The organism is Dactylosporangium siamense (assembly GCF_016862795.1).
GTDB lineage: Bacteria > Actinomycetota > Actinomycetes > Mycobacteriales > Micromonosporaceae > Dactylosporangium > Dactylosporangium siamense.
In genome coordinates this window covers 124,902-142,141 of record NZ_BONQ01000017.1, presented here as the reverse complement: position 1 = coordinate 142,141, position 17,240 = coordinate 124,902, and the positions used below count along the sequence as shown (strand labels likewise).

14 protein-coding genes are annotated in these 17,240 nt (G+C 73.6%); 8 read left to right on the top strand and 6 right to left on the bottom strand.

The genetic code is table 11. The features are described from left to right. Nucleotides 1–11 precede the first annotated feature (11 nt). The gene (locus Dsi01nite_RS04455; protein ID WP_203844706.1) at nucleotides 12–440 is read left to right on the top strand and encodes a phosphatase domain-containing protein; all 429 of its coding nucleotides are present in this window, start codon (nucleotides 12–14) and stop codon (nucleotides 438–440) included. On the opposite strand, the gene Dsi01nite_RS04450 is transcribed toward Dsi01nite_RS04455, so the two are convergent. Continuing rightward, nucleotides 433–2,607, bottom strand: coding sequence for a glycoside hydrolase family 3 C-terminal domain-containing protein (locus tag Dsi01nite_RS04450; RefSeq protein ID WP_203844705.1), 2,175 nt, complete (start codon nucleotides 2,605–2,607; stop codon nucleotides 433–435). The two genes, Dsi01nite_RS04455 and Dsi01nite_RS04450, sit on opposite strands and share 8 nt — an antisense overlap. A gap of 135 nt (nucleotides 2,608–2,742) precedes the next feature. Between Dsi01nite_RS04450 and Dsi01nite_RS04445 the strand changes: the two genes are divergently transcribed. After that, entirely contained in the window at nucleotides 2,743–3,303 is a 561-nt protein-coding gene (locus Dsi01nite_RS04445; RefSeq protein ID WP_203844704.1) for a TetR/AcrR family transcriptional regulator, read from the top strand. A gap of 326 nt (nucleotides 3,304–3,629) precedes the next feature. Here Dsi01nite_RS04445 and Dsi01nite_RS04440 read toward each other — a convergent pair whose 3' ends face one another. Continuing rightward, the gene (locus tag Dsi01nite_RS04440; RefSeq protein WP_203844703.1) at nucleotides 3,630–5,345 is read right to left on the bottom strand and encodes a bis-aminopropyl spermidine synthase family protein; all 1,716 of its coding nucleotides are present in this window, start codon (nucleotides 5,343–5,345) and stop codon (nucleotides 3,630–3,632) included. Between the two features lie 617 nt (nucleotides 5,346–5,962). Here Dsi01nite_RS04440 and Dsi01nite_RS04435 point away from each other — a divergent pair. From Dsi01nite_RS04435 to Dsi01nite_RS04410, 6 genes are all read left to right on the top strand, one after another. Then, nucleotides 5,963–8,035, top strand: a complete 2,073-nt coding sequence (locus Dsi01nite_RS04435; RefSeq protein WP_373318725.1) for a M4 family metallopeptidase — start codon at nucleotides 5,963–5,965, stop codon at nucleotides 8,033–8,035. Nucleotides 8,036–8,178: 143 nt separating this feature from the next. After that, nucleotides 8,179–8,691: a DUF1453 family protein gene (locus tag Dsi01nite_RS04430; RefSeq protein WP_203844701.1), complete on the top strand. Its 513-nt coding sequence runs from the start codon at nucleotides 8,179–8,181 to the stop codon at nucleotides 8,689–8,691. Continuing rightward, entirely contained in the window at nucleotides 8,688–9,785 is a 1,098-nt protein-coding gene (locus tag Dsi01nite_RS04425; RefSeq protein ID WP_203844700.1) for a sensor histidine kinase, read from the top strand. Before Dsi01nite_RS04430 ends, Dsi01nite_RS04425 begins: the two co-directional genes overlap by 4 nt. Continuing rightward, nucleotides 9,782–10,453 (top strand): response regulator, encoded by a 672-nt coding sequence (locus Dsi01nite_RS04420; protein WP_203844699.1) that lies wholly within the window; start codon nucleotides 9,782–9,784, stop codon nucleotides 10,451–10,453. Before Dsi01nite_RS04425 ends, Dsi01nite_RS04420 begins: the two co-directional genes overlap by 4 nt. Before the next feature lie 67 nt (nucleotides 10,454–10,520). Then, nucleotides 10,521–12,422: a vWA domain-containing protein gene (locus Dsi01nite_RS04415; protein WP_203844698.1), complete on the top strand. Its 1,902-nt coding sequence runs from the start codon at nucleotides 10,521–10,523 to the stop codon at nucleotides 12,420–12,422. After that, on the top strand, nucleotides 12,419–13,846 hold the full coding sequence (locus Dsi01nite_RS04410) for an extracellular solute-binding protein (RefSeq protein ID WP_203844697.1): 1,428 nt from the start codon (nucleotides 12,419–12,421) through the stop codon (nucleotides 13,844–13,846). The genes Dsi01nite_RS04415 and Dsi01nite_RS04410 overlap by 4 nt, the downstream gene beginning before the upstream one ends. Here the strand turns inward: Dsi01nite_RS04410 and Dsi01nite_RS04405 are convergent. From Dsi01nite_RS04405 to Dsi01nite_RS04390, 4 genes are all read right to left on the bottom strand, one after another. Then, on the bottom strand, nucleotides 13,837–14,520 hold the full coding sequence (locus Dsi01nite_RS04405) for a class I SAM-dependent methyltransferase (protein ID WP_203844696.1): 684 nt from the start codon (nucleotides 14,518–14,520) through the stop codon (nucleotides 13,837–13,839). The two genes, Dsi01nite_RS04410 and Dsi01nite_RS04405, sit on opposite strands and share 10 nt — an antisense overlap. Next, the gene (locus Dsi01nite_RS04400) at nucleotides 14,507–15,313 is read right to left on the bottom strand and encodes an alpha/beta hydrolase (RefSeq protein ID WP_203844695.1); all 807 of its coding nucleotides are present in this window, start codon (nucleotides 15,311–15,313) and stop codon (nucleotides 14,507–14,509) included. The genes Dsi01nite_RS04405 and Dsi01nite_RS04400 overlap by 14 nt, the downstream gene beginning before the upstream one ends. 73 nt (nucleotides 15,314–15,386) lie before the next feature. After that, a complete protein-coding gene (locus Dsi01nite_RS04395) occupies nucleotides 15,387–16,052 on the bottom strand; it encodes a response regulator (RefSeq protein WP_203844694.1) in 666 nt (221 codons plus the stop codon). Then, nucleotides 16,049–17,233, bottom strand: coding sequence for a sensor histidine kinase (locus Dsi01nite_RS04390; RefSeq protein ID WP_239135696.1), 1,185 nt, complete (start codon nucleotides 17,231–17,233; stop codon nucleotides 16,049–16,051). Before Dsi01nite_RS04390 ends, Dsi01nite_RS04395 begins: the two co-directional genes overlap by 4 nt. Nucleotides 17,234–17,240: the final 7 nt, after the last annotated feature.

Genomic DNA, 17,240 nt, shown 5'->3' with positions numbered 1-17,240 from the left:
TAAGGGGGGACATGTCTGAGCTGTGGCCGGCGGACACGCCGGGGCTGCTGCGGTTGCCGTCGGGCCGGGTCGTGCGCGGGCGGCCGCTGTCCAAGCCGGTGCCGGACGGGGCGGTGCCGACGCTCGGCGTGTACCTGCTCGGCAAGGAACCGGCGGCGACGGCGTGGCCCGCGCGCTGGGTGCAGTGGCCCGACTTCGGCCTGCCGCGGGACCGGGACGCGCTGCGGGACGCCCTCCAGGCCGCGCTGGTGGAGAGCGACACCGGCCGGGTCGAGTTCGGATGCGGCGGCGGGCGCGGCCGCACCGGGACCGCCCTGGCGTGCCTGGCGGTCCTCGACGGCGTGCCGGCGGCCGAGGCCGTCGCGTATGTCCGGCAGCACTACTCCCGGCACGCCGTCGAAACCCCGTGGCAGCGTGGTTTCGTCAAACGGTTCAGTTGACGGTCGCGGCCAGCTTCTCGATCGCGGCGGGGCTGAACGCCTCACCGGCGAACACCGCGAGCCGCGACAGCGGCAGGCTGCCCATCAGCGTCAGCATCTCGGGGTTGCCGACGGTGCCGGCCATCGCGCCGGCCTCACCGCCGGCGGCCAGGGACGCGAACACCTCGCCGAGCGCCTGGGCGCCGCGCGGGTCGCTCAACCACTCCGCGATCGTCGACTCGCCCGTCAGCGGCACCCGGGCGTCGTCGCCGTCGACGGCGGCCGTGGCGGTGACCCGCAGGTCGCGTGAGGAGGCGCCGACCTCCACCTGGTACGTGCCGCCTTCCACGATCCAGCGGGACACGCGGGTGTCCCAGTAGGCGAGGTCGTCGCGGGCGATCACCAGCTCCACCTCGACGGTCCCGCCGGCCGGGACCGCCACGTTCGCGAACGCCTTGAGCTCGCGCGGTGCGCGGCGGACCGAGGAGCCGGGCAGCGACACGTACGCCTGGACCACCTCGCGGCCGTCGCGCCCGCCGGTGTTGGTGACGCTGAGCCGCACCACGAGCCCGTCGGCGGTGGCCGTGGCGGTCGCCTCGCCGTAGGCGAACGTGGTGTAGGACAGGCCGTGGCCGAACGGGTACGCGACCTGCTGCCGGCGGGCGTCGAAGCCGCGGTACCCGACGAAGACACCCTCGCCGTAGCGGACGTGCCCGGCCTCGCCCGGGAAGTCCAGGTAGGACGGGTGGTCGGGCAGCCGCAGCGGGATGGTCTCGGTGAGCCGGCCCGACGGGTTGACCCGGCCGAAGAGGACGTCGGCGATCGCGCCGCCGCCGGCCTGGCCGAGCAGCCAGCCCTCGACGACCGCGGGCACCGCCGCGTCCCACGGGCCGGTGCGCAGGACCGCGCCGTTGGACAGCACGACGACGGTGCGCGGATTGGCGGCCGCGACCCGCTCGATGAGCTCGACGTGCGCCGGCGGCAGGTCGATCGAGTCGCGGTCGGCGCCCTCGGTCTCGCGGTCGGTGCCGGCGAACACGATCGCGACGGCGGCGTCCCGGGCGAGGGCGACCGCGGCGTCGACGTCGTCGTAGCCGGGCGCGAACGTGACCGGCCCGTCCGCGAGGGCGGTGATCTCGTCGAGCGCGTTGTCGAGCCTGGTCGGGTTGATCTGCGAGCTGCCGCCGCCCTGGTACCTGGGGGTCCGCGCGTACTCACCCAGCACCGCGACCGGCCCGCAACCGGCTTCCAGCGGCAGGGTTCCGCCTTCGTTCTTCAGCAGGACGATGCCCCGGCCGGCCACCTCACGGGCCAGCGCGTGATGGGCGTCCGCGTCGAACGTCGCGCCTGGGGTACGGGCGGCGAGCGCTGCCCGTACCAACTCAGCAACCCGCGAAACGGCGGTGTCCAATGTGGACTCATCCAGCGCACCACTGCGGACCGCTTCCACGAGCCGCCGGTCGCCGTCGGGGTCGGGACCGGGCATGGTGAGGTCGAGGCCGGCGCGGACCGCCTCGACCCGGTCGGCGACCGCGCCCCAGTCGGACACGACGAGGCCCTCGTAGCCCCACTCGCCGCGCAGCACCTCGGTGAGCAGCCAGTGGTGCTGGGAGGCGAGGACCCCGTTGACGCGGTTGTACGCGCACATGACCGTCCACGGTTTCGCATGCGTGACGACCCGCTGGAACGCGCGCAGGTAGATCTCGCGCAGCGTGCGCTCGTCGACGTCGGCGGAGACCCGCATCCGGTCGGTCTCCTGGCTGTTGACGGCGTAGTGCTTCAGCGACGCGCCGACGCCCCGGCTCTGCAGGCCGTTGACCCACTCGACCGCGAGGACGCCGGTGAGCAGCGGGTCCTCGGCGAAGTACTCGAAGTTGCGGCCGCCGAGCGGGCTGCGCTTGAGGTTGATGCCGGGGCCGAGCAGCACCTGGACATCCATGGCTCGCGCCTCGTCGCCGAGGGCTTCGCCGACCCGGCGGGCGAGGGCCGGGTCCCAGGTGGAGCCGAGCGCGACCGCCGGCGGGAAGCACGTCGACGGTTCGCTGGCGAGCAGCTCCGCGGAGTCGGGCAGTGCCTTGCGCACCCCGTGCGGGCCGTCGGTGAGCATGATGTCGGGCACGCCGGTGACGGCGGTGCTGCGCCAGAAGCTGCTGCCGCTGGTGACGGCAGCCTTTTCCCCAAGGTCCATGGCGGTGTCCCTGCCTCGAGTTACCTAGTACTTGTAAAGTAATAGGCACGGTAGCCTCAGTTCGCCGGACGGACAAGGTTCGCCGGACCTTTGCTCGCCGGACCTGGTTCGGACCAACAGGAGGGGCGCTCGCGGATGGCACGTCATGACCGGACCCGCCTGCCGGCGGCCGAACGGCGCCGGCAGATCATCGCCGCCGCCACCCGGCTCGTCGCCGAACGCGGCTTCTGGGGCCTGTCGATGCAGGACGTCGCCGCCGACTGCGGCCTCACCGTGCCGGGCCTGCTGCACCACGTCGGGTCGAAGGACGGCCTGCTCATCGCGATCCTCGAACACCGCGACGCGGAGGACGCCCGGGCGCTGGGCACGCTGCTCTCCGGCGACCGCACCCTCTCGGCGCTGTGCACGGCGCTGGTACGGCGCAACGCCGGCCAGCCGGAGATCGTGCGGCTGTTCGCGGTGCTGGAGGCGGAGTCTCTCGCCCCGGACCACCCGGCGCACGACTACTTCGTGGCCCGGCAGCAACGGATCCTGGAGGACCTCACCGCCCTCGCCAAGGACGTGACCGACGCACCGGAGACCTTGGCGCGGCGGATCATCGCCCTGATGGACGGGCTGCAGCTGCAGTGGCTACGGTCTCCGGGGCTGGACCTGCCGGAGCTGTGGGCGGCAACGGCCGGCGAGCTGTTGCCCTGATCGCCGGTTTGCCCGTTCGCCGGTTCGCCGGCTTGCCGGCTTGCCGGTTCGCCGGCTTGCCGGTTCGCCGGCTTGCCGGTTTGCCGGCTGCGGTTTGCCGGCTTGCCGGTTTGCCGGCTGCGGTTTGCCGGCTGCGGTTTGCCGGATTGCCGGCCGCGCGCTTCGCGCCGCCGTTCCGGCGGCGTCCGATCCAGATTCCGTGACAAGCGGAAGGGATCCCCGGTGTCCTGACCCCCGGGATCCTTCCGCTTGTGGGACTTCCAGCCGCGCGCCACGTCGGCGCGAACATCACCGTCTGGGGCACCGACGCGGGTTGTATCGATCGTTTACGCGGTCGGCGTATTTGTGAGTGCTCGGACCAGGTCCGTGATCGCGTACCTGGGTAGGTCGAGCAGCCGGGCGTCGAGCCACGACGGCGCGACGAGCTCCGCGACCCTGGCTCTGGCCTCGTTCTTTGTCATGCCGTGCTCCCGGACGAGCCCTTCGCGCAGGACGTTGCCGAGCTTCCCGTGCGCGTGTGCGAGCAGCCACCCCACCGCCGTCTTCGTCCCGCCCTCGACGGCCGTGGCCTCCACGATCGCCAGTTTCGGCGAGGGGGTGCTGCGGCGGTACCGTAATGTGTACTTTGCCGCGATGACAGCGCGTAGCGATGCCTGACTCTTCGCATCGATGAGGTCTGGGGATTTGTTGGGGAGCTGTAAGCTCAGGGAAGAAGCATTGAGCGCCAGCAGCACCCGCAACAGCCATGGCCCGGGATCGCCGGTGAGGTCGATCTGGTCCGGCACCGACCGCACCGGCGCCGCCAGCAGCTCCGCGGGCCCGCGCGAAACCGCCGCCCCCTCCAGCGAATGCTCACCGTGGGTGTACATGTTGACGGCCGCCCCACTCAGCCGCTTCTCCAGCACCTGCCAGGTCCGCGCCGTCGGCCGGCACACGTAGAGGTCGCTGGCGGACCCGACGGCCTGCGCACCGTGGTACCGGTTGAACGCCGGCAGGATCGCCTCGACGGCGAGGTCCAGGTCGAGCACGGCCCGCTGGACCTTCACCCCGAGCGCCGGCGTGAGCGGGCTGAAGCCGTAGGCCATGACGAGGCGCCCGTTGCCCCGGTCCCGCAACGCCTGCGCGCCACGGCCGAGGAACAGCTGGACCCCCTCGGGCGTGTACGGCGGATCGGTGAACACCAGGTCCGCGGACTCGGCGACCACCGGCGGCAACCCGAAGCGCAGGTCCGCGTGCCAGCAGTCGACGGCGTACCCCCGGCGCGCAGCCGCGCCCGCGATGAACTCCAGCAGCCGTTCGTCGACGTCCACGACCGTGACCCGCAGGTCGGGGCGGACCGCGAGGGCGGCGAGCGAGGTCAGGTCATGATCGCCGACGCAGACGAGGTGGGCGCCGGACAGGTCGAACGTCTCGTCCAGCCAGCGGGCCCGCCGGGCCGCGGTGTGGGCGGTCGCGGACACGTGATCGAGGGCGCGGTCGGTCGGGACGTCCGCGATGAGCCGCGCCAGGTCGGCGACCAGGTCGGCGTCGGCGAGCGGCTTCGGCTGAGGGGCGACCGACCGGGCATCGGCGGCGAGCGGCGTTGGCTGAGAAGCGGTTGACCGGGCATCGACGGCGAGCGGCTTCGGCTGAGAAGCGGTCGACGAGGCGTCAGCGGGCGGCTTCGACCGGGAGGCGCCGGATCGGGCGTCGGCGGCGGCGAGCGGGCTCGGCTGCGGGGCGTCGTCACGGATGTCGGTGGCGAGCGGCTTCGGTTGACGGGCGGCGAACCAGGCATCGCCGGCCGACGGATTCGGCTGGGGGGCGGCGAACCGGGTCCGGTACGCGCCCGGCAGGCGCAGGGTGCCGTCGCGCGCGGTGTGCACGTCGGGGCCCGCGGCGCGGAGCAGCTGCTCGATCGTCCGGCGGGGCACGGCGTGCTCGCGGATGAGGTCGTCGAGCGTGGTCGGTGTCGTCGCCAGCTGGGTCAGGGCCTGCCGGAGTCGACGGCCACCGATCCCGGCCGCCGCCACAACCTCGGCCACCGCCTCCAGCGGCACCACATCACCACCGCGTAAAGCCCCGTCACCACCGCCCGCGGCAACCTCGCCTCCAGGCAAGCCCTCACCACCAAGCAAGCCCTCACCACCAAGCAAGCCCTCACCACCACGCAAGACCCCACCGCCACCCGAGACCCCACCGCCGCCCGGGACCGCATCACCGCCGCGCGAGGCGATGTCCGCGGCGGCCGGAGCAAGGTCAGCGGCTGGTGTCGGTGGGCTGTCCGAGGGTTCGGTACTGGCTGGCGGCGTCATCACCACCAACCCTACGGCCCGGCCGAATCCGCCCGAGACCGGTAAAGGTCATCGATGAGTTAAAAGTTAATGACCTGCAGTTATTCAGCGACGGGCGGGTGAATTCAGTTAAACCGTTTCGGGGGTGTTTCACGGTCGAAGTACAGGGTGGCGGCAAGGGTGGGCAGAGGGCGCGAAGTCTTGTCCCGGCGATTCCGGCTGTGTGATCGTCCTGAAATCGCCATGAGTCGATGAAGCACGCGGTTGGCCGATCGGCGCGCGCACGCCGGCCGTTGCATCTGACTCTCGCGTGTCTCGATTGGTTCCGGCGCACACCCGAACGTTGGACCCCCGGCAACGTGCGCCGCCCTGGAAAGAAGGCACCCTTGAAGCTGTCCCCACGGTTCGCTACAGCGGCCGGAGTGCTCGCGGTCGGGCTGGTAACAGCCGGCACCGCCGCAGCCGTTCAAGCCTCGCCCCCGTTGCCGGCGCCCACAGGCGTCGAGGCAGCCAACGCCGTCGCGGCCAAGTCCGCGGAGACGTTCGTGTCCAGCCGTCCGAGCGTGCTGCAGCCCAGCACCGACGACGCGTACGTGCAGAAGTCGCTGGTCGCCTCGGGCAGCGCGAAGTACATCGCATACGAGCGGACCTGGAAGGGTCTGCCCGTCGTCGGTGGTGACTTCGTGGTCGTCACGGACGCGGCGGGTGCGACGAAGTACACGTCTGTGGCGCAGACCCAGGCGATCGGGAACCTGTCCACCACGGCGAAGATCAGCTCCGCGGACGCCGAGGCGACCGCGAGCAAGCTGCTGACGAGCCTCAACGCCGTCGAAGGTACGCGGCTCGTCGTCTACACCCTGGACGGCGCGGCGAAGCTCGCGTACGAGACGACGGTCAACGGCACCGGCGCGGAGGGCGCGAGCCGCCTCACCGTCAGCGTCGACGCCGCCACCGGCGCGGTGCTCAACAAGCGTGAGCGGGTCATGAAGGGCACCGGCACCGGCTGGATCGTCGGCAACGTCACGATCAACACGTCGCTGTCCGGCAGCACGTACAGCATGAAGGACCCGACGTACCCGACCATCGTCTGCCAGAACGCCACCGGCAACGCGACGTTCACCGGCCCCGACGACGTCTGGGGCAACGGCGACGGCACCAACCGGGAGACCGGCTGCGTCGACGCCCTGTACGCGGCGCAGAAGGAGGCCGCGATGCTCTCGTCGTGGCTGGGCCGCAACGGCTTCAACGGCAGCGGCGGCGGCTGGCCGATCCGCGTCGGCCTGAACGACCAGAACGCGTACTACGACGGCTCGCAGATCCAGATCGGCAAGAACACCGCCGGCAAGTGGATCAGCTCGCTGGACGTCCTCGGCCACGAGGTCGGCCACGGCATCGACGACACCACCCCGGGCGGCATCTCGGGCAACGGCACCCAGGAGTTCGTGGGTGACGTGTTCGGCGCGGCCACCGAGGCGTTCGCCGCCAACCCGAACGACCCGGCCGACTACCAGGTCGGTGAAGAGGTCAACCTGGTCGGCAGCGGCCCGATCCGGTACATGTACAACCCGTCGCTCGCCGGGGACGACAACTGCTACTCCAGCAGCACCCCGGGCCAGGAGGTGCACGCGGCCGCCGGTCCCGGTAACCACTGGTTCTACCTGCTCGCCGAGGGCACCAACCCGACCAACGGCCAGCCCTCCAGCACGACCTGCAACGGCAGCACCGGCCTCGTCGGCATCGGCATCCAGAAGGCCACCAAGATCTTCTACAACGCGATGCTGATGAAGACCTCGTCGTCGTCGTACCTGAAGTACCGCACCTGGACGCTGACCGCGGCCAAGAACCTGTACCCGGGCTCCTGCACCGAGTTCAACGCGGTCAAGAACGCCTGGACCGCCGTCAGCGTGCCGGCCCAGTCCGGCGACCCGACGTGCACCGGTGGCACCACCCCGCCGCCCACCACGTCGAACCCGCCGACCTCGAACCCGCCGACCGGTTCCTGCTCCGGCCAGAAGCTGCTCAACCCGGGCTTCGAGTCGGGCGCGACCTCGTGGACCGGCACCACCGGCTCCATCGGCCAGTGGGCCAGCCAGGGCCAGGCCGCTCACGGCGGCACGTACAGCTCGTGGCTCGACGGCTACGGCACGACCCACACCGAGGCGATCCAGCAGTCGGTGACCATCCCAGCCGGGTGCAAGGCCACGCTGACTGGCTACATCCACATCGACTCGGCTGAGACGACCACCACGGTGCAGTACGACAAGCTGACCATCACGGCCGGCTCGACCACCCTGGGCACCCTGTCGAACCTGAACAAGGCGTCCGGGTACGCCCTGCGCACGTACAGCCTGAACGCGTTCGCCGGCCAGACCGTCGTGATCAAGTTCAGCGGTACGGAAGACTCGTCCCTGCAGACGTCGTTCGTCCTCGACGATCTCGCCGTGACGCTCAGCAACTAAGCACCCAGCACCGAGGCACAGCACAGCAGCACAGCCCACACAGGGGCCCGGGTCGCGCGCCGACCCGGGCCCCGCTGGTTTCCACCCGGGCTCCACCCGTGGGTGGCGGCGCTCCACCCGCCCCCGCCAATAGCGTCATCGACATGAACCTCACCACCGCGCTGCTGGTCGCCGCCGCCGTCCTGTACCTGCTGATCCGCCGCCTCACCGGCGAGCCGCTCGAGGCCCGCCGGCTGGTGCTGCCGCCGGTGCTGCTGGTCGCCTGGGGCGGCTACGCGGTGTCGCAGACGTTCACCGGGGCGACGCTGCCGCACGCGCTGCTCGACGGTGCCGTCCTCGGCGCCGGTGCGGTGCTCGGGGTCGCCGGTGGGCTCCTGCGGGGGTTGACCGTGCGGGTGTTCGTCCGCGACGGGCATCTGTGGTACCGGTACACGGCGATGACCGTCGTCGTGTGGGTCGCGCTCATCGGGGCGCGGTTCGCCGAGGCCGCCGCGGGCCGGGCGCTCGGGGCGGACGCCGCCGTGATCACCGCCGCGCTGCCGTTCATGCTCGGGCTCAGCCTCCTCGGTGAGGCCGCCGTCGTCGGCCGGCGCGGCATCGCCACCGGCGTCCCCTTCGCCCCGAAAGCAGCGGGCCGCCGTCTGATCCGCCGATGACGGAGACTGGCCAGGTGTTCACGATCACCGACACCGCCGTCGCCGGCTGGCGCAAGACGCGGAGCCTGGTCTTCCTGGTGCTGCTGACCGCCGCGATGCTGCACAACAGCCCCCGCCCGGAACCCACCGGGCGGGGGTTCGCCGTCATCGCCCTCGTCGCGGCCGCCGGCGCCGCCTGGCTGGCGATGACGTTCGGGCCCCGGCAGCGGGCGGCGATCGGGGCGTGCGCGGCCGCCGGGCTGGCGCTGTGCGTCCTGGACACCCGCGGCCTCGCGCCCTGCTACCTCATCGCCGCCGCCACCATGGCCGTGGCCGTCCTGCCGCTCGCCGTCGCCGCCGCCGGCACCGCCCTCGCCGCCGGCGCGCTCATCGCCACGCTGCTGGTCCAGGGCAGCGGCTGGACCGGGCCGCTGATCTGGGCCGGCTCGCTGGCCCTGGTGCTGCTGCTCGGCGTCGTGCGGCGGCAACGCGAGGAGCAGGCCCGACAGGCGAAGACAGTCGCGGCCCTCGACGAGCGGGCCAGGGTCGCCCGGGAGATCCACGACGTCCTCGCGCACTCGCTGTCGGCGCTGACGGTGCAGCTGGAGACGGCGGCCGCGCTGCTGGAGAAGGACCGGGCGGCGGACGCTGCGGTGCTCGTCGAACGGGCCGGGCAGCTCGCCCGCGACGGGCTCACCGAGACCCGCCGGGCGGTGGGGGCGTTGCGCGGCGACCCGGTGCCGCTCGGCGAGCTGGTCGCGGCGCTCGCCGACGGGTACCGCACCGACCTGGCCGCGACCGCCGACGTGACCGTGTCCGGGGCCCCGCGACCCCTCGCCGCCGAGCCGGGCCTGGCGCTGTTCCGCACCGCGCAGGAGGCGCTGACCAACGTGCGCAAGCACGCGCCCGGCAGCCCCGTGGCCGTGCACCTGGACTTTCAGGCGGATGCGGTGCGGCTCACCGTCCGCAACGCCGCCGCGCAGGCACCCGGGTCGGCGCCGCCGGGCGGGCACGGCCTCGCCGGGCTCCGCGAACGGGTCGGGCTGGCCGGCGGCACCGTCACCGCCGCACCGGACGGCGACGGGTGGCGGGTCGATGCGAGGATCCCCGGATGATCACGGTGGTGGTGGCCGACGACCAGACGGTGGTCCGGGAGGGTCTCGTGGTGCTGCTCGGGCTGCTCGACGACGTCGAAGTGGTCGGCGCGGCCGGCGACGGCGAGGAGGCCGTCGCGCTGGTCGCCGCGCACTGCCCCGACGTGGTCCTGATGGACCTGCGGATGCCGCGCTGCGACGGGGTCACCGCGACCGCGCGGATCCGGGCCGCGCACCCGGCGACGCGGGTGGTGGTGCTGACCACGTACGCCGACGACGCCGACATCCTCGGCGCGATGCGGGCCGGCGCGCTGGGCTACCTGACGAAGGACGCGGGGCGGGTGCAGATCGCGCAGGCGGTGCGGGCCGCCGCGGCCGGCCAGTCCGTCCTCGACCCGGTCGTCCAGGCCCGCCTCGTCGCCGCGGCGACCGCCGCGCCCGAAAGCAGAAAGGCAGCGGTCGCGCCCGAAAGCAGCATGGCAGCGGCGGCGCCGGACGGGTTGACGGCGCGGGAGACCGAGGTGCTGCGCCTCATCGCCGCGGGACTGTCCAACCGGGACATCGCCAAGCGCCTGTTCGTCACCGAGGTGACCGTGAAGTCGCACATCAACCGGCTCTTCGCGAAGACCGGCGTCCGCGACCGGGCGCAGGCGGTGCGCTATGCGTATGACCACGGCCTGACCACCTGAACGAGTCCCGCGCCGGCGGCCCGCAAGAGATAGACTGGCGTCAACCGCCAGGGGGTGCGCCGCCCGCATGACCGACGACGATGGGGACAACGACGGCCGGGGTTCGGCTCGTCCGTTGGTGTCGTTGCTGGTCGTCGTCTCCGGCGCGCTCGGGATCTCGTTGCAGCAGTTGTCGGCCGGCACGCCCGCCACGACCGCCAGCTGGGTGCTGCTGATCGTCGGGTCGTGCATCGGTGGCGCGGCCGGCATCCTCGCCACCGGCCTGTTCGAGCGGCTGCTGGCGTGGGCCGGGTTCGGCTGGGCGTTCCTGCGGCGGCGCACCAGGATGCGCACCGTCGTCGTCGCCGCCACCGCGTGCGCGCTCGCCGTCGCCGCCGGCCTGGTCATCCCCGTGGCCTACGAGACGCTGCACCGCTACCTGTACGGGTGCCCGCAACCGGCGGCGGTGCGGGTGATGACGTCCGTCGAGCAGCTCGCCGCGGCCCGGCGGGTCGCCGGTGCCTACGAGGTCGCCACCGCCGAACAGCACCACGGCTGCCCCACCGCCGACCTGTACGTCTACGGCGCCGGACCCACCGAGTCGCGGGCCGCGGTCGCCAGCGGCTGGCTCAACGACGCGTTGCAGCGCATCGGGCCGCGGGCCGACGTGTGGTTGCCGGACTCGACCCTCGACGTGTCCGCCGCCGTCGCCGCGTCGGCCCGGTTCGGCGTCGCCGTCCCCATCGCCGAGCAGCGCAGCATCGCGTACTCCCCGATCGTGCTGGCCGCGCCGACCGCGCTGCCCGGCGACCAGCAGTGGCGGCAGCTGTGGGCGGAGATCGGCCGGCTCGGCTGGGACGTGGTGCGGCCCGACCCCGCGGTCTCCTCCGCCGGGGTCCTGGCAACGGCCGCGCTGTATGCGAGTCTCGGCGCGCCGGTCGCGGCCGCCCGCGACGTCGAGCAGCGTCTCGAGGCGGCCCTGGACCGCGGCCGGTATCCGCTCGGCACCAGCCAGGACCTGCTGTGCCACGGGGGCACGGCCGCGGTCATCACCACCGAGCAGGCCGTGGTCCGATACAACCAGGGCCTGGGCTGCGGGCCGCCGGAGCGGCCGCTGCTCGTGCAGTACCCGAACGACACCATCAGCGAGGACCATCCGTTCGTCCGGCTCGCCTGGGACGGGGTCGCCGCCACCACGACGGCCGCCGCCGCCGGTTTCGGTGCGTGGCTCGGCAGCGACGACGGCCGCCGGGAGCTGGTGCGGGCCGGGTTGCGTCCGACGGGCCTGTTCGCCGTCGGTGACCCGCTGACCGAGCAGTTCGGCGCGCACGCGGGCGCGGTCTTCGACCGGCGGGCACCGCAGCCGAAGGCCGTCGAGGACGCGTTGCGGCTGTACGAACGGGCGCACCGCCCGGGCCGGGTGCTGCTCGCGCTCGACGCGTCCGGCTCGATGCAGGCGGGGGTCGACCGGGCCGGCACCACGAGGTTCCAGCTGGCGTCCCGCGGCGTGACCGGCGCCCTGGACCTGATGAGCGACCGCGACGAGTTCGGGCTGCGGATCTTCCCGGCCGACGGCCGCGGCGCCGGCACCCGGGAGCTGCTGCCGATCGGGCCGGCCGCGGGCCGGAAACAGGCCGCCGCGGACGCGATGGCGGCGGTGCGACCGGCCGGCGGCACCCCGCTGCTGCAGGCGATCCTCGACGGTGCCCGCGACGTCGGCGCCTCCCCCGGTGACCGGATCGCGAGCCTGGTCGTGCTCACCGACGGCAACGACACCAGCGGCCGCTCACCGTCCGAAGTGGACGCCCAGGTGCGGGGCAGGGGGGTGCGGGTGTTCGTGGTCGCGATCGGCGAGGCCAGCTGCGGCACCCTGGCCCTGCGCGACGTCACCGCGCACACCGGCGGTGGTTGCTACGACGCGGGCCTCGACACCCTCGACGACGTGCTGGTCGCGTTGTTCGGCCTGCTCTGGGGAGGAGACACCGGATGACGACCCCACCGACCCCACCGCCGGGCGACGACCCGCCGACCCCGCCGCCGCCGGGCGACGACCCGCCGACCCCACCGCCGCCGGACGACGACCCACCGGCCCCACCGCCGGGTCCCGGGTTGCGGGACCGGATCCGGCGGGCCCGCGGCCGGGCCGGGCTCCTCGCCGGGTTCGTCGCCGGGGTCGCCGTCGCCGCGCTCGCCGCCGTGCACCTGGTGCCGCTGCTGGACCGCGACGACGGTCCCGAACGCGGCGACCTCGTCATCCTCAGCGGCCGCGACGACGGCGACGGCAACCAGCGCCAGGCACTCGTCGACCAGTGGAACGCCCTGCACCCGGACAACCCGGCCCGGATCGAGGAGATCGCCGCCGACGCCGACGCGCAGCACAGCGAGATGGTCGCCCGGGCCCAGGGCGGCGGCGCCGGCGTCGACATCTTCAACCTCGACGTCACCTGGACCGCCGAGTTCGCCTCCAGCGACTACATCCGGCCGCTGCCGGACACCCAGGACGTCGCCGGGTTCCTGCCCGCGCCGCTGGCGACCTGCCGGTACCGGGGGAAGCTCTGGGGGTTGCCCTTCAACACCGACGCGGGCCTGCTCTACTACCGCACGCCGCTCGTGACGGCCGCGCCCGCGAACTGGGCGCAGCTGGTCAACACGGTCCAGGACGTCCTGAGCCGGTCGGGTCCCGGGCCGCAGCCGGTCGCCGGGTGGGCGGGGCAGCTGCGTGACTACGAGGGGCTGACCGTCAACGCCCTCGAGGCGATCTGGGGTGCCGGCGGCGAGGTCGTCGACGGCCACGGCGAGGTCGTCATCGACTCCCCCGAGGCGCAGACCGGCCTCACCCGGCTCGCCGCGGGCCTGCGGCCGGGCGCCCCGCAGGTGATCCTGCCCGACTCGGTGCGCTTCGACGAGACCGCGACGACGCAGGCGTTCGCCGGCGGGAAGCTCCTGTTCATGCGCAACTGGCCGGTCGCGCACCGTGCCCTGGATCCCGCTGACCCGGCCGGCGGCGCCGACGGGGCCGCCGCGGTCGGGTTCGGTGTGGCGAAGCTGCCCGGCCCGAGCGTCCTCGGCGGGCAGAACCTGGCCGTGGCCAGGCAGAGCCGGCATCCGCGGGCGGCGCGGGCGCTCATCGAGTTCCTCACCGGGGAGCGCAGCCAGCAGCTGCTGTTCGAACGCGGCGGGTTCGCCGCGACCCGCGAGATCGTCTACCGGGACGCGACCGTCGTGAAGCTCTACCGGTACGCCCCGACCCTGCTCGACGCGATCCGCTCCGCGCACAGCCGGCCGGTGACGGCGCACTACGCGCAGTTCTCCGAGACGTTCCGGCAGGTCGTCCTCGAGGCGCTCGCCGACGGCGGCCAGTTGCGCGCCGACGCGAAACCCCGCCTGCAGCGCGCCCTGCAGGGTTACAAGTAGAAGAACAGCATCGGGTTGCCGTTCGCGGTGGCGTGGACGGGGGCGGCGAGGCGCAGCTTCTGTTTGAGGCCGACGAGCCGGTCGTGGGTGTCGGGGTCCGCGGCCGGTGACGCGGTCAGGTGGCCGATGCCGCGGCGGCGCAGCCAGCCGAGCACGACCGCGCCCTCGCTGACCGGCCATGGGCGGCGGCCGTGGAAGACGTCGTGGACGGCGACGGCGGCACCCGGGCGGAGCCGTTCGAAGAGCTGGGTGGTGTACCAGCGGGCGAACCGCGCCGTGTGTGCCGCGTCGACGAGCACGAACCCGGGTTCGTCGGGGAGCGTGCCGCGCCGCACGTCGCCGCGGGTGAACCGCCACCGGTCGGCGGACAGGGCCGCCGGGACGGTCCGCTCGGCGTCGCCTACGAGGTCGAAGGTGTGCAGCGTCCCGGCGGTGTCGTTGTCGCGCAGGGCGCGCAGCAGCCACGTCGTCGACCAGCCGCGGGCGGAGCCGATCTCCAGGACCGTGTCGGGGCGCAGCGCCCGGATCGTCAGGTAGCTGATCTCGGCCTCGACGTCGTCGAGCCGGGGCCGCATCGGGCGCTGGGCGAGCAGTTCGCGTTGCTCGTCGCGGGCGGCGCGCAGGTCGTCGGCGTACGTGCGGTACCAGCCGATGATCGTGTCAAGCGGCAGCATCGAGGTCTCCGATCGCGATGGCGGCGAGGGCGTCGAGGGAGGCGGTGCCGGGCACGAAGTAGCCGTCGTGGCCGGTGACCCCGTCGACGGGCAGGGGCAGCGCCCCGAACGCGGGGTCGGTGGGGTGGGTGCCGTGGCCGGCGCCGAGGATGCGGACCCCGGGCAGGCGGCGGGTCCAGTCGCCGGCGGCGGACCCGGCCCAGATCCGGGCGCCGGTGTGCAGGTCGGCGGCCCGGTCGACGCCCATGCCGGGGCTGCCGAGCGCGACCACGTCGGTGACCCTGCCGGCAAGCGCGGTGTCGAGGCGGGCGGCGGCGCGGCCGATGACGGTCGAGCCGTAGCTGTGCCCGACGAGCACGACCCGGGGGGCGGTGACGGCACGCAGGAACTGCAGCAGCGCGGCGGCGCCGGACGCGGCGGCGTCCTCCCGGACGGCGGCGAGCTTGATCCCGCGCGGCGGGTGGTAGCCGAGCCACGCGACGACGGCCACCGGCCCGGAGGACGGCGTCGACAGCGCGGCGACCCGGGCCGCGAGCTGGCGGGCCTGCCAGGCGGGGGCGCGGCGCTGCACGCCGCCGAGGCCGCGGTCGAAGTTGGCGGCGGTGGTGTCGACGCCCGGGACCAGGACGACGACCGTCGCGGCCGTCGCCGGGTCGCCGACCACCTCGACCGCCCGGCCGTCGGCGAACCGGGCGCTGTGGACGGCGACGGCGGGCACGGCGGCGACCTGGGCCGGGCCGAGCACCGACCAGAGCACCGCGATCAGCGGGAGGACGAACAGCCTGCGAAGCATGGGCCGAAGGTAGGTGCGCGACCGGGCCGGGATCGTCACTCCGCGGGGCTATCTGTGCCGTACCCCTGCGGTACTACGCCCCGGCGCTGACGACCCCGGTCTCATACGCGAAGACGACGGCCTGCGCCCGGTCCCGCAGGTCGAGCTTCGTCAGGACCCGGCTGACGTGGGTCTTCACCGTCTGCTCCGCCACGACGAGGTCCTCGGCGATCTCCGCGTTGGACCGGCCGCGGGCGATGAGCCGCAGCACCTCGGTCTCGCGGGGGGTGAGCGCGGCGAGGCGGGCCGGCTGGTGGTCGGCGGCCTTCGGCCGGGCCGCGAACTGTTCGATGAGCCGCCGGGTCACCGACGGGGCGAGCAGGCCGTCGCCGGCGGCGACGACCCGGACGGCGGTGATGAGCTCGGCGGCCGGGGCGTCCTTGAGCAGGAACCCGGAGGCGCCGGCGCGCAGCGCCTCGAACACGTAGTCGTCGAGGTCGAACGTGGTGAGGATGACGACCTTCGGCCGGTGCAGGCCCGGGGCGACGTCGAGGATCCGCCGGGTCGCCTGGATGCCGTCGAGGACCGGCATGCGCACGTCCATGAGGACGACGTCGGGGGCGTGCTCGCGGGCCATGGTGACGCCCTGGGCGCCGTCGGGGGCGTCGCCGACGACGAGGATGTCGGGCTGGGCGGCGAGGAGGGCGGCGAAGCCCTGCCGGACCATCGCCTGGTCGTCGACGATGAGGACCCGGATCACGCGGCGACCTCCAGGGGCAGGGTGGCGTGCACCGTGTAGCCGCCGGTGTCGTCGGGGCCGGCGGTGAAGGTGCCGCCGATCGCGGTGGCCCGTTCCCGCATGCCGAGCAGGCCGTGCCGGTCACCCGTGATGGCGGTGACGCCGGCGGTCAGCGTGTTGTGCACGTGCAGCTCCAATGTGGATGGTCCGAGGCTGAGGGTGATGCGCACGGGGGCCCCGGCGGCGTGGCGCCGGGCGTTGCTCAGCGCCTCCTGCACGATGCGGAACGCGGCCAGCCCGACGGCCGGCGGCACCCTCGTGCCGGGCAGCGGGTCGAACGTGACGTCGACACCGGCCGCGCGGGCGTCGCGGACGAGCCCGGCGAGGTCGTCGAGGACCGGTTGCGGCTCGACGAGGGCGGTCTCGGTGCTGCGCAGCACCCCGAGGAGGCGGCGCATCTCGACGAGCGCCTCCCGGGACGTGCCGGCGATCGCGGCGAGCTCCTCGGCGACGGCGGGCGGCACACCGTCGATGCGGTAGACGGCGGTCTCGGCGCGCACGGCGATGAGCGACATGTGGTGGGCGACGACGTCGTGCATCTCGCGGGCGATCCGGTTGCGTTCCTCGGCGACGGCGCGGCGGGCCTGGGCGAGCTCGGTGCGCTCCTCCTCCTCGGCGAGCGCGGCCTGGACCTCGCGGCGGCGGCGGACCTGGTCGCCGATGACGAGGATGGCGGCGACGGCGAGCAGGAGGCCGGCGACGTTGCCGGGGAGGACGAACATGACGATCAGCAGTGCCGCGGACAGCCCGGTCCAGACCAGGACGCCGCGGCGGTGCCGGACCGCGACGACGGCGAGCAGCACCGGAAACATCAGCATCTGCGTCGGGGTCCACGGCCACGGCGTGTTCTGTTGGATGGGGACGGTCGAGCCGGCGAACCCGGCGACGATGAACGCGATCCGCCAGGCGAGCAGCGGCCGGGTCGCGACGAGCCCGAGGGGCGCGGCGATGAGGACCGCGTCGATGACGAGGAACCCGGTGGAGACCTTCGGCCCGTTGTCGATGAGGTACGCGAGGGTGATGAGCCCGGCCGCGATCGCGGCGATGACGCCGATCGTCGGCAGCGCCCGGCCGATCCGGGTCCGGGGACGCACCTGCGGGTCGGGGCCGACGAGGAACGCCCGCAGGTCCCGCAGCCACATCCTCACC

Coding starts and splice junctions, on each gene's coding strand:
- Dsi01nite_RS04455 (WP_203844706.1), top strand. CDS start 12: ATGTCTGAGCTGTGGCCGGCGGACACGCCGGGGCTGCTGCGGTTGCCG.
- Dsi01nite_RS04450 (WP_203844705.1), bottom strand. CDS start 2,607: ATGGACCTTGGGGAAAAGGCTGCCGTCACCAGCGGCAGCAGCTTCTGG.
- Dsi01nite_RS04445 (WP_203844704.1), top strand. CDS start 2,743: ATGGCACGTCATGACCGGACCCGCCTGCCGGCGGCCGAACGGCGCCGG.
- Dsi01nite_RS04430 (WP_203844701.1), top strand. CDS start 8,179: ATGAACCTCACCACCGCGCTGCTGGTCGCCGCCGCCGTCCTGTACCTG.
- Dsi01nite_RS04425 (WP_203844700.1), top strand. CDS start 8,688: ATGACGGAGACTGGCCAGGTGTTCACGATCACCGACACCGCCGTCGCC.
- Dsi01nite_RS04420 (WP_203844699.1), top strand. CDS start 9,782: ATGATCACGGTGGTGGTGGCCGACGACCAGACGGTGGTCCGGGAGGGT.
- Dsi01nite_RS04415 (WP_203844698.1), top strand. CDS start 10,521: ATGACCGACGACGATGGGGACAACGACGGCCGGGGTTCGGCTCGTCCG.
- Dsi01nite_RS04410 (WP_203844697.1), top strand. CDS start 12,419: ATGACGACCCCACCGACCCCACCGCCGGGCGACGACCCGCCGACCCCG.
- Dsi01nite_RS04405 (WP_203844696.1), bottom strand. CDS start 14,520: ATGCTGCCGCTTGACACGATCATCGGCTGGTACCGCACGTACGCCGAC.
- Dsi01nite_RS04400 (WP_203844695.1), bottom strand. CDS start 15,313: ATGCTTCGCAGGCTGTTCGTCCTCCCGCTGATCGCGGTGCTCTGGTCG.
- Dsi01nite_RS04390 (WP_239135696.1), bottom strand. CDS start 17,233: ATGTGGCTGCGGGACCTGCGGGCGTTCCTCGTCGGCCCCGACCCGCAG.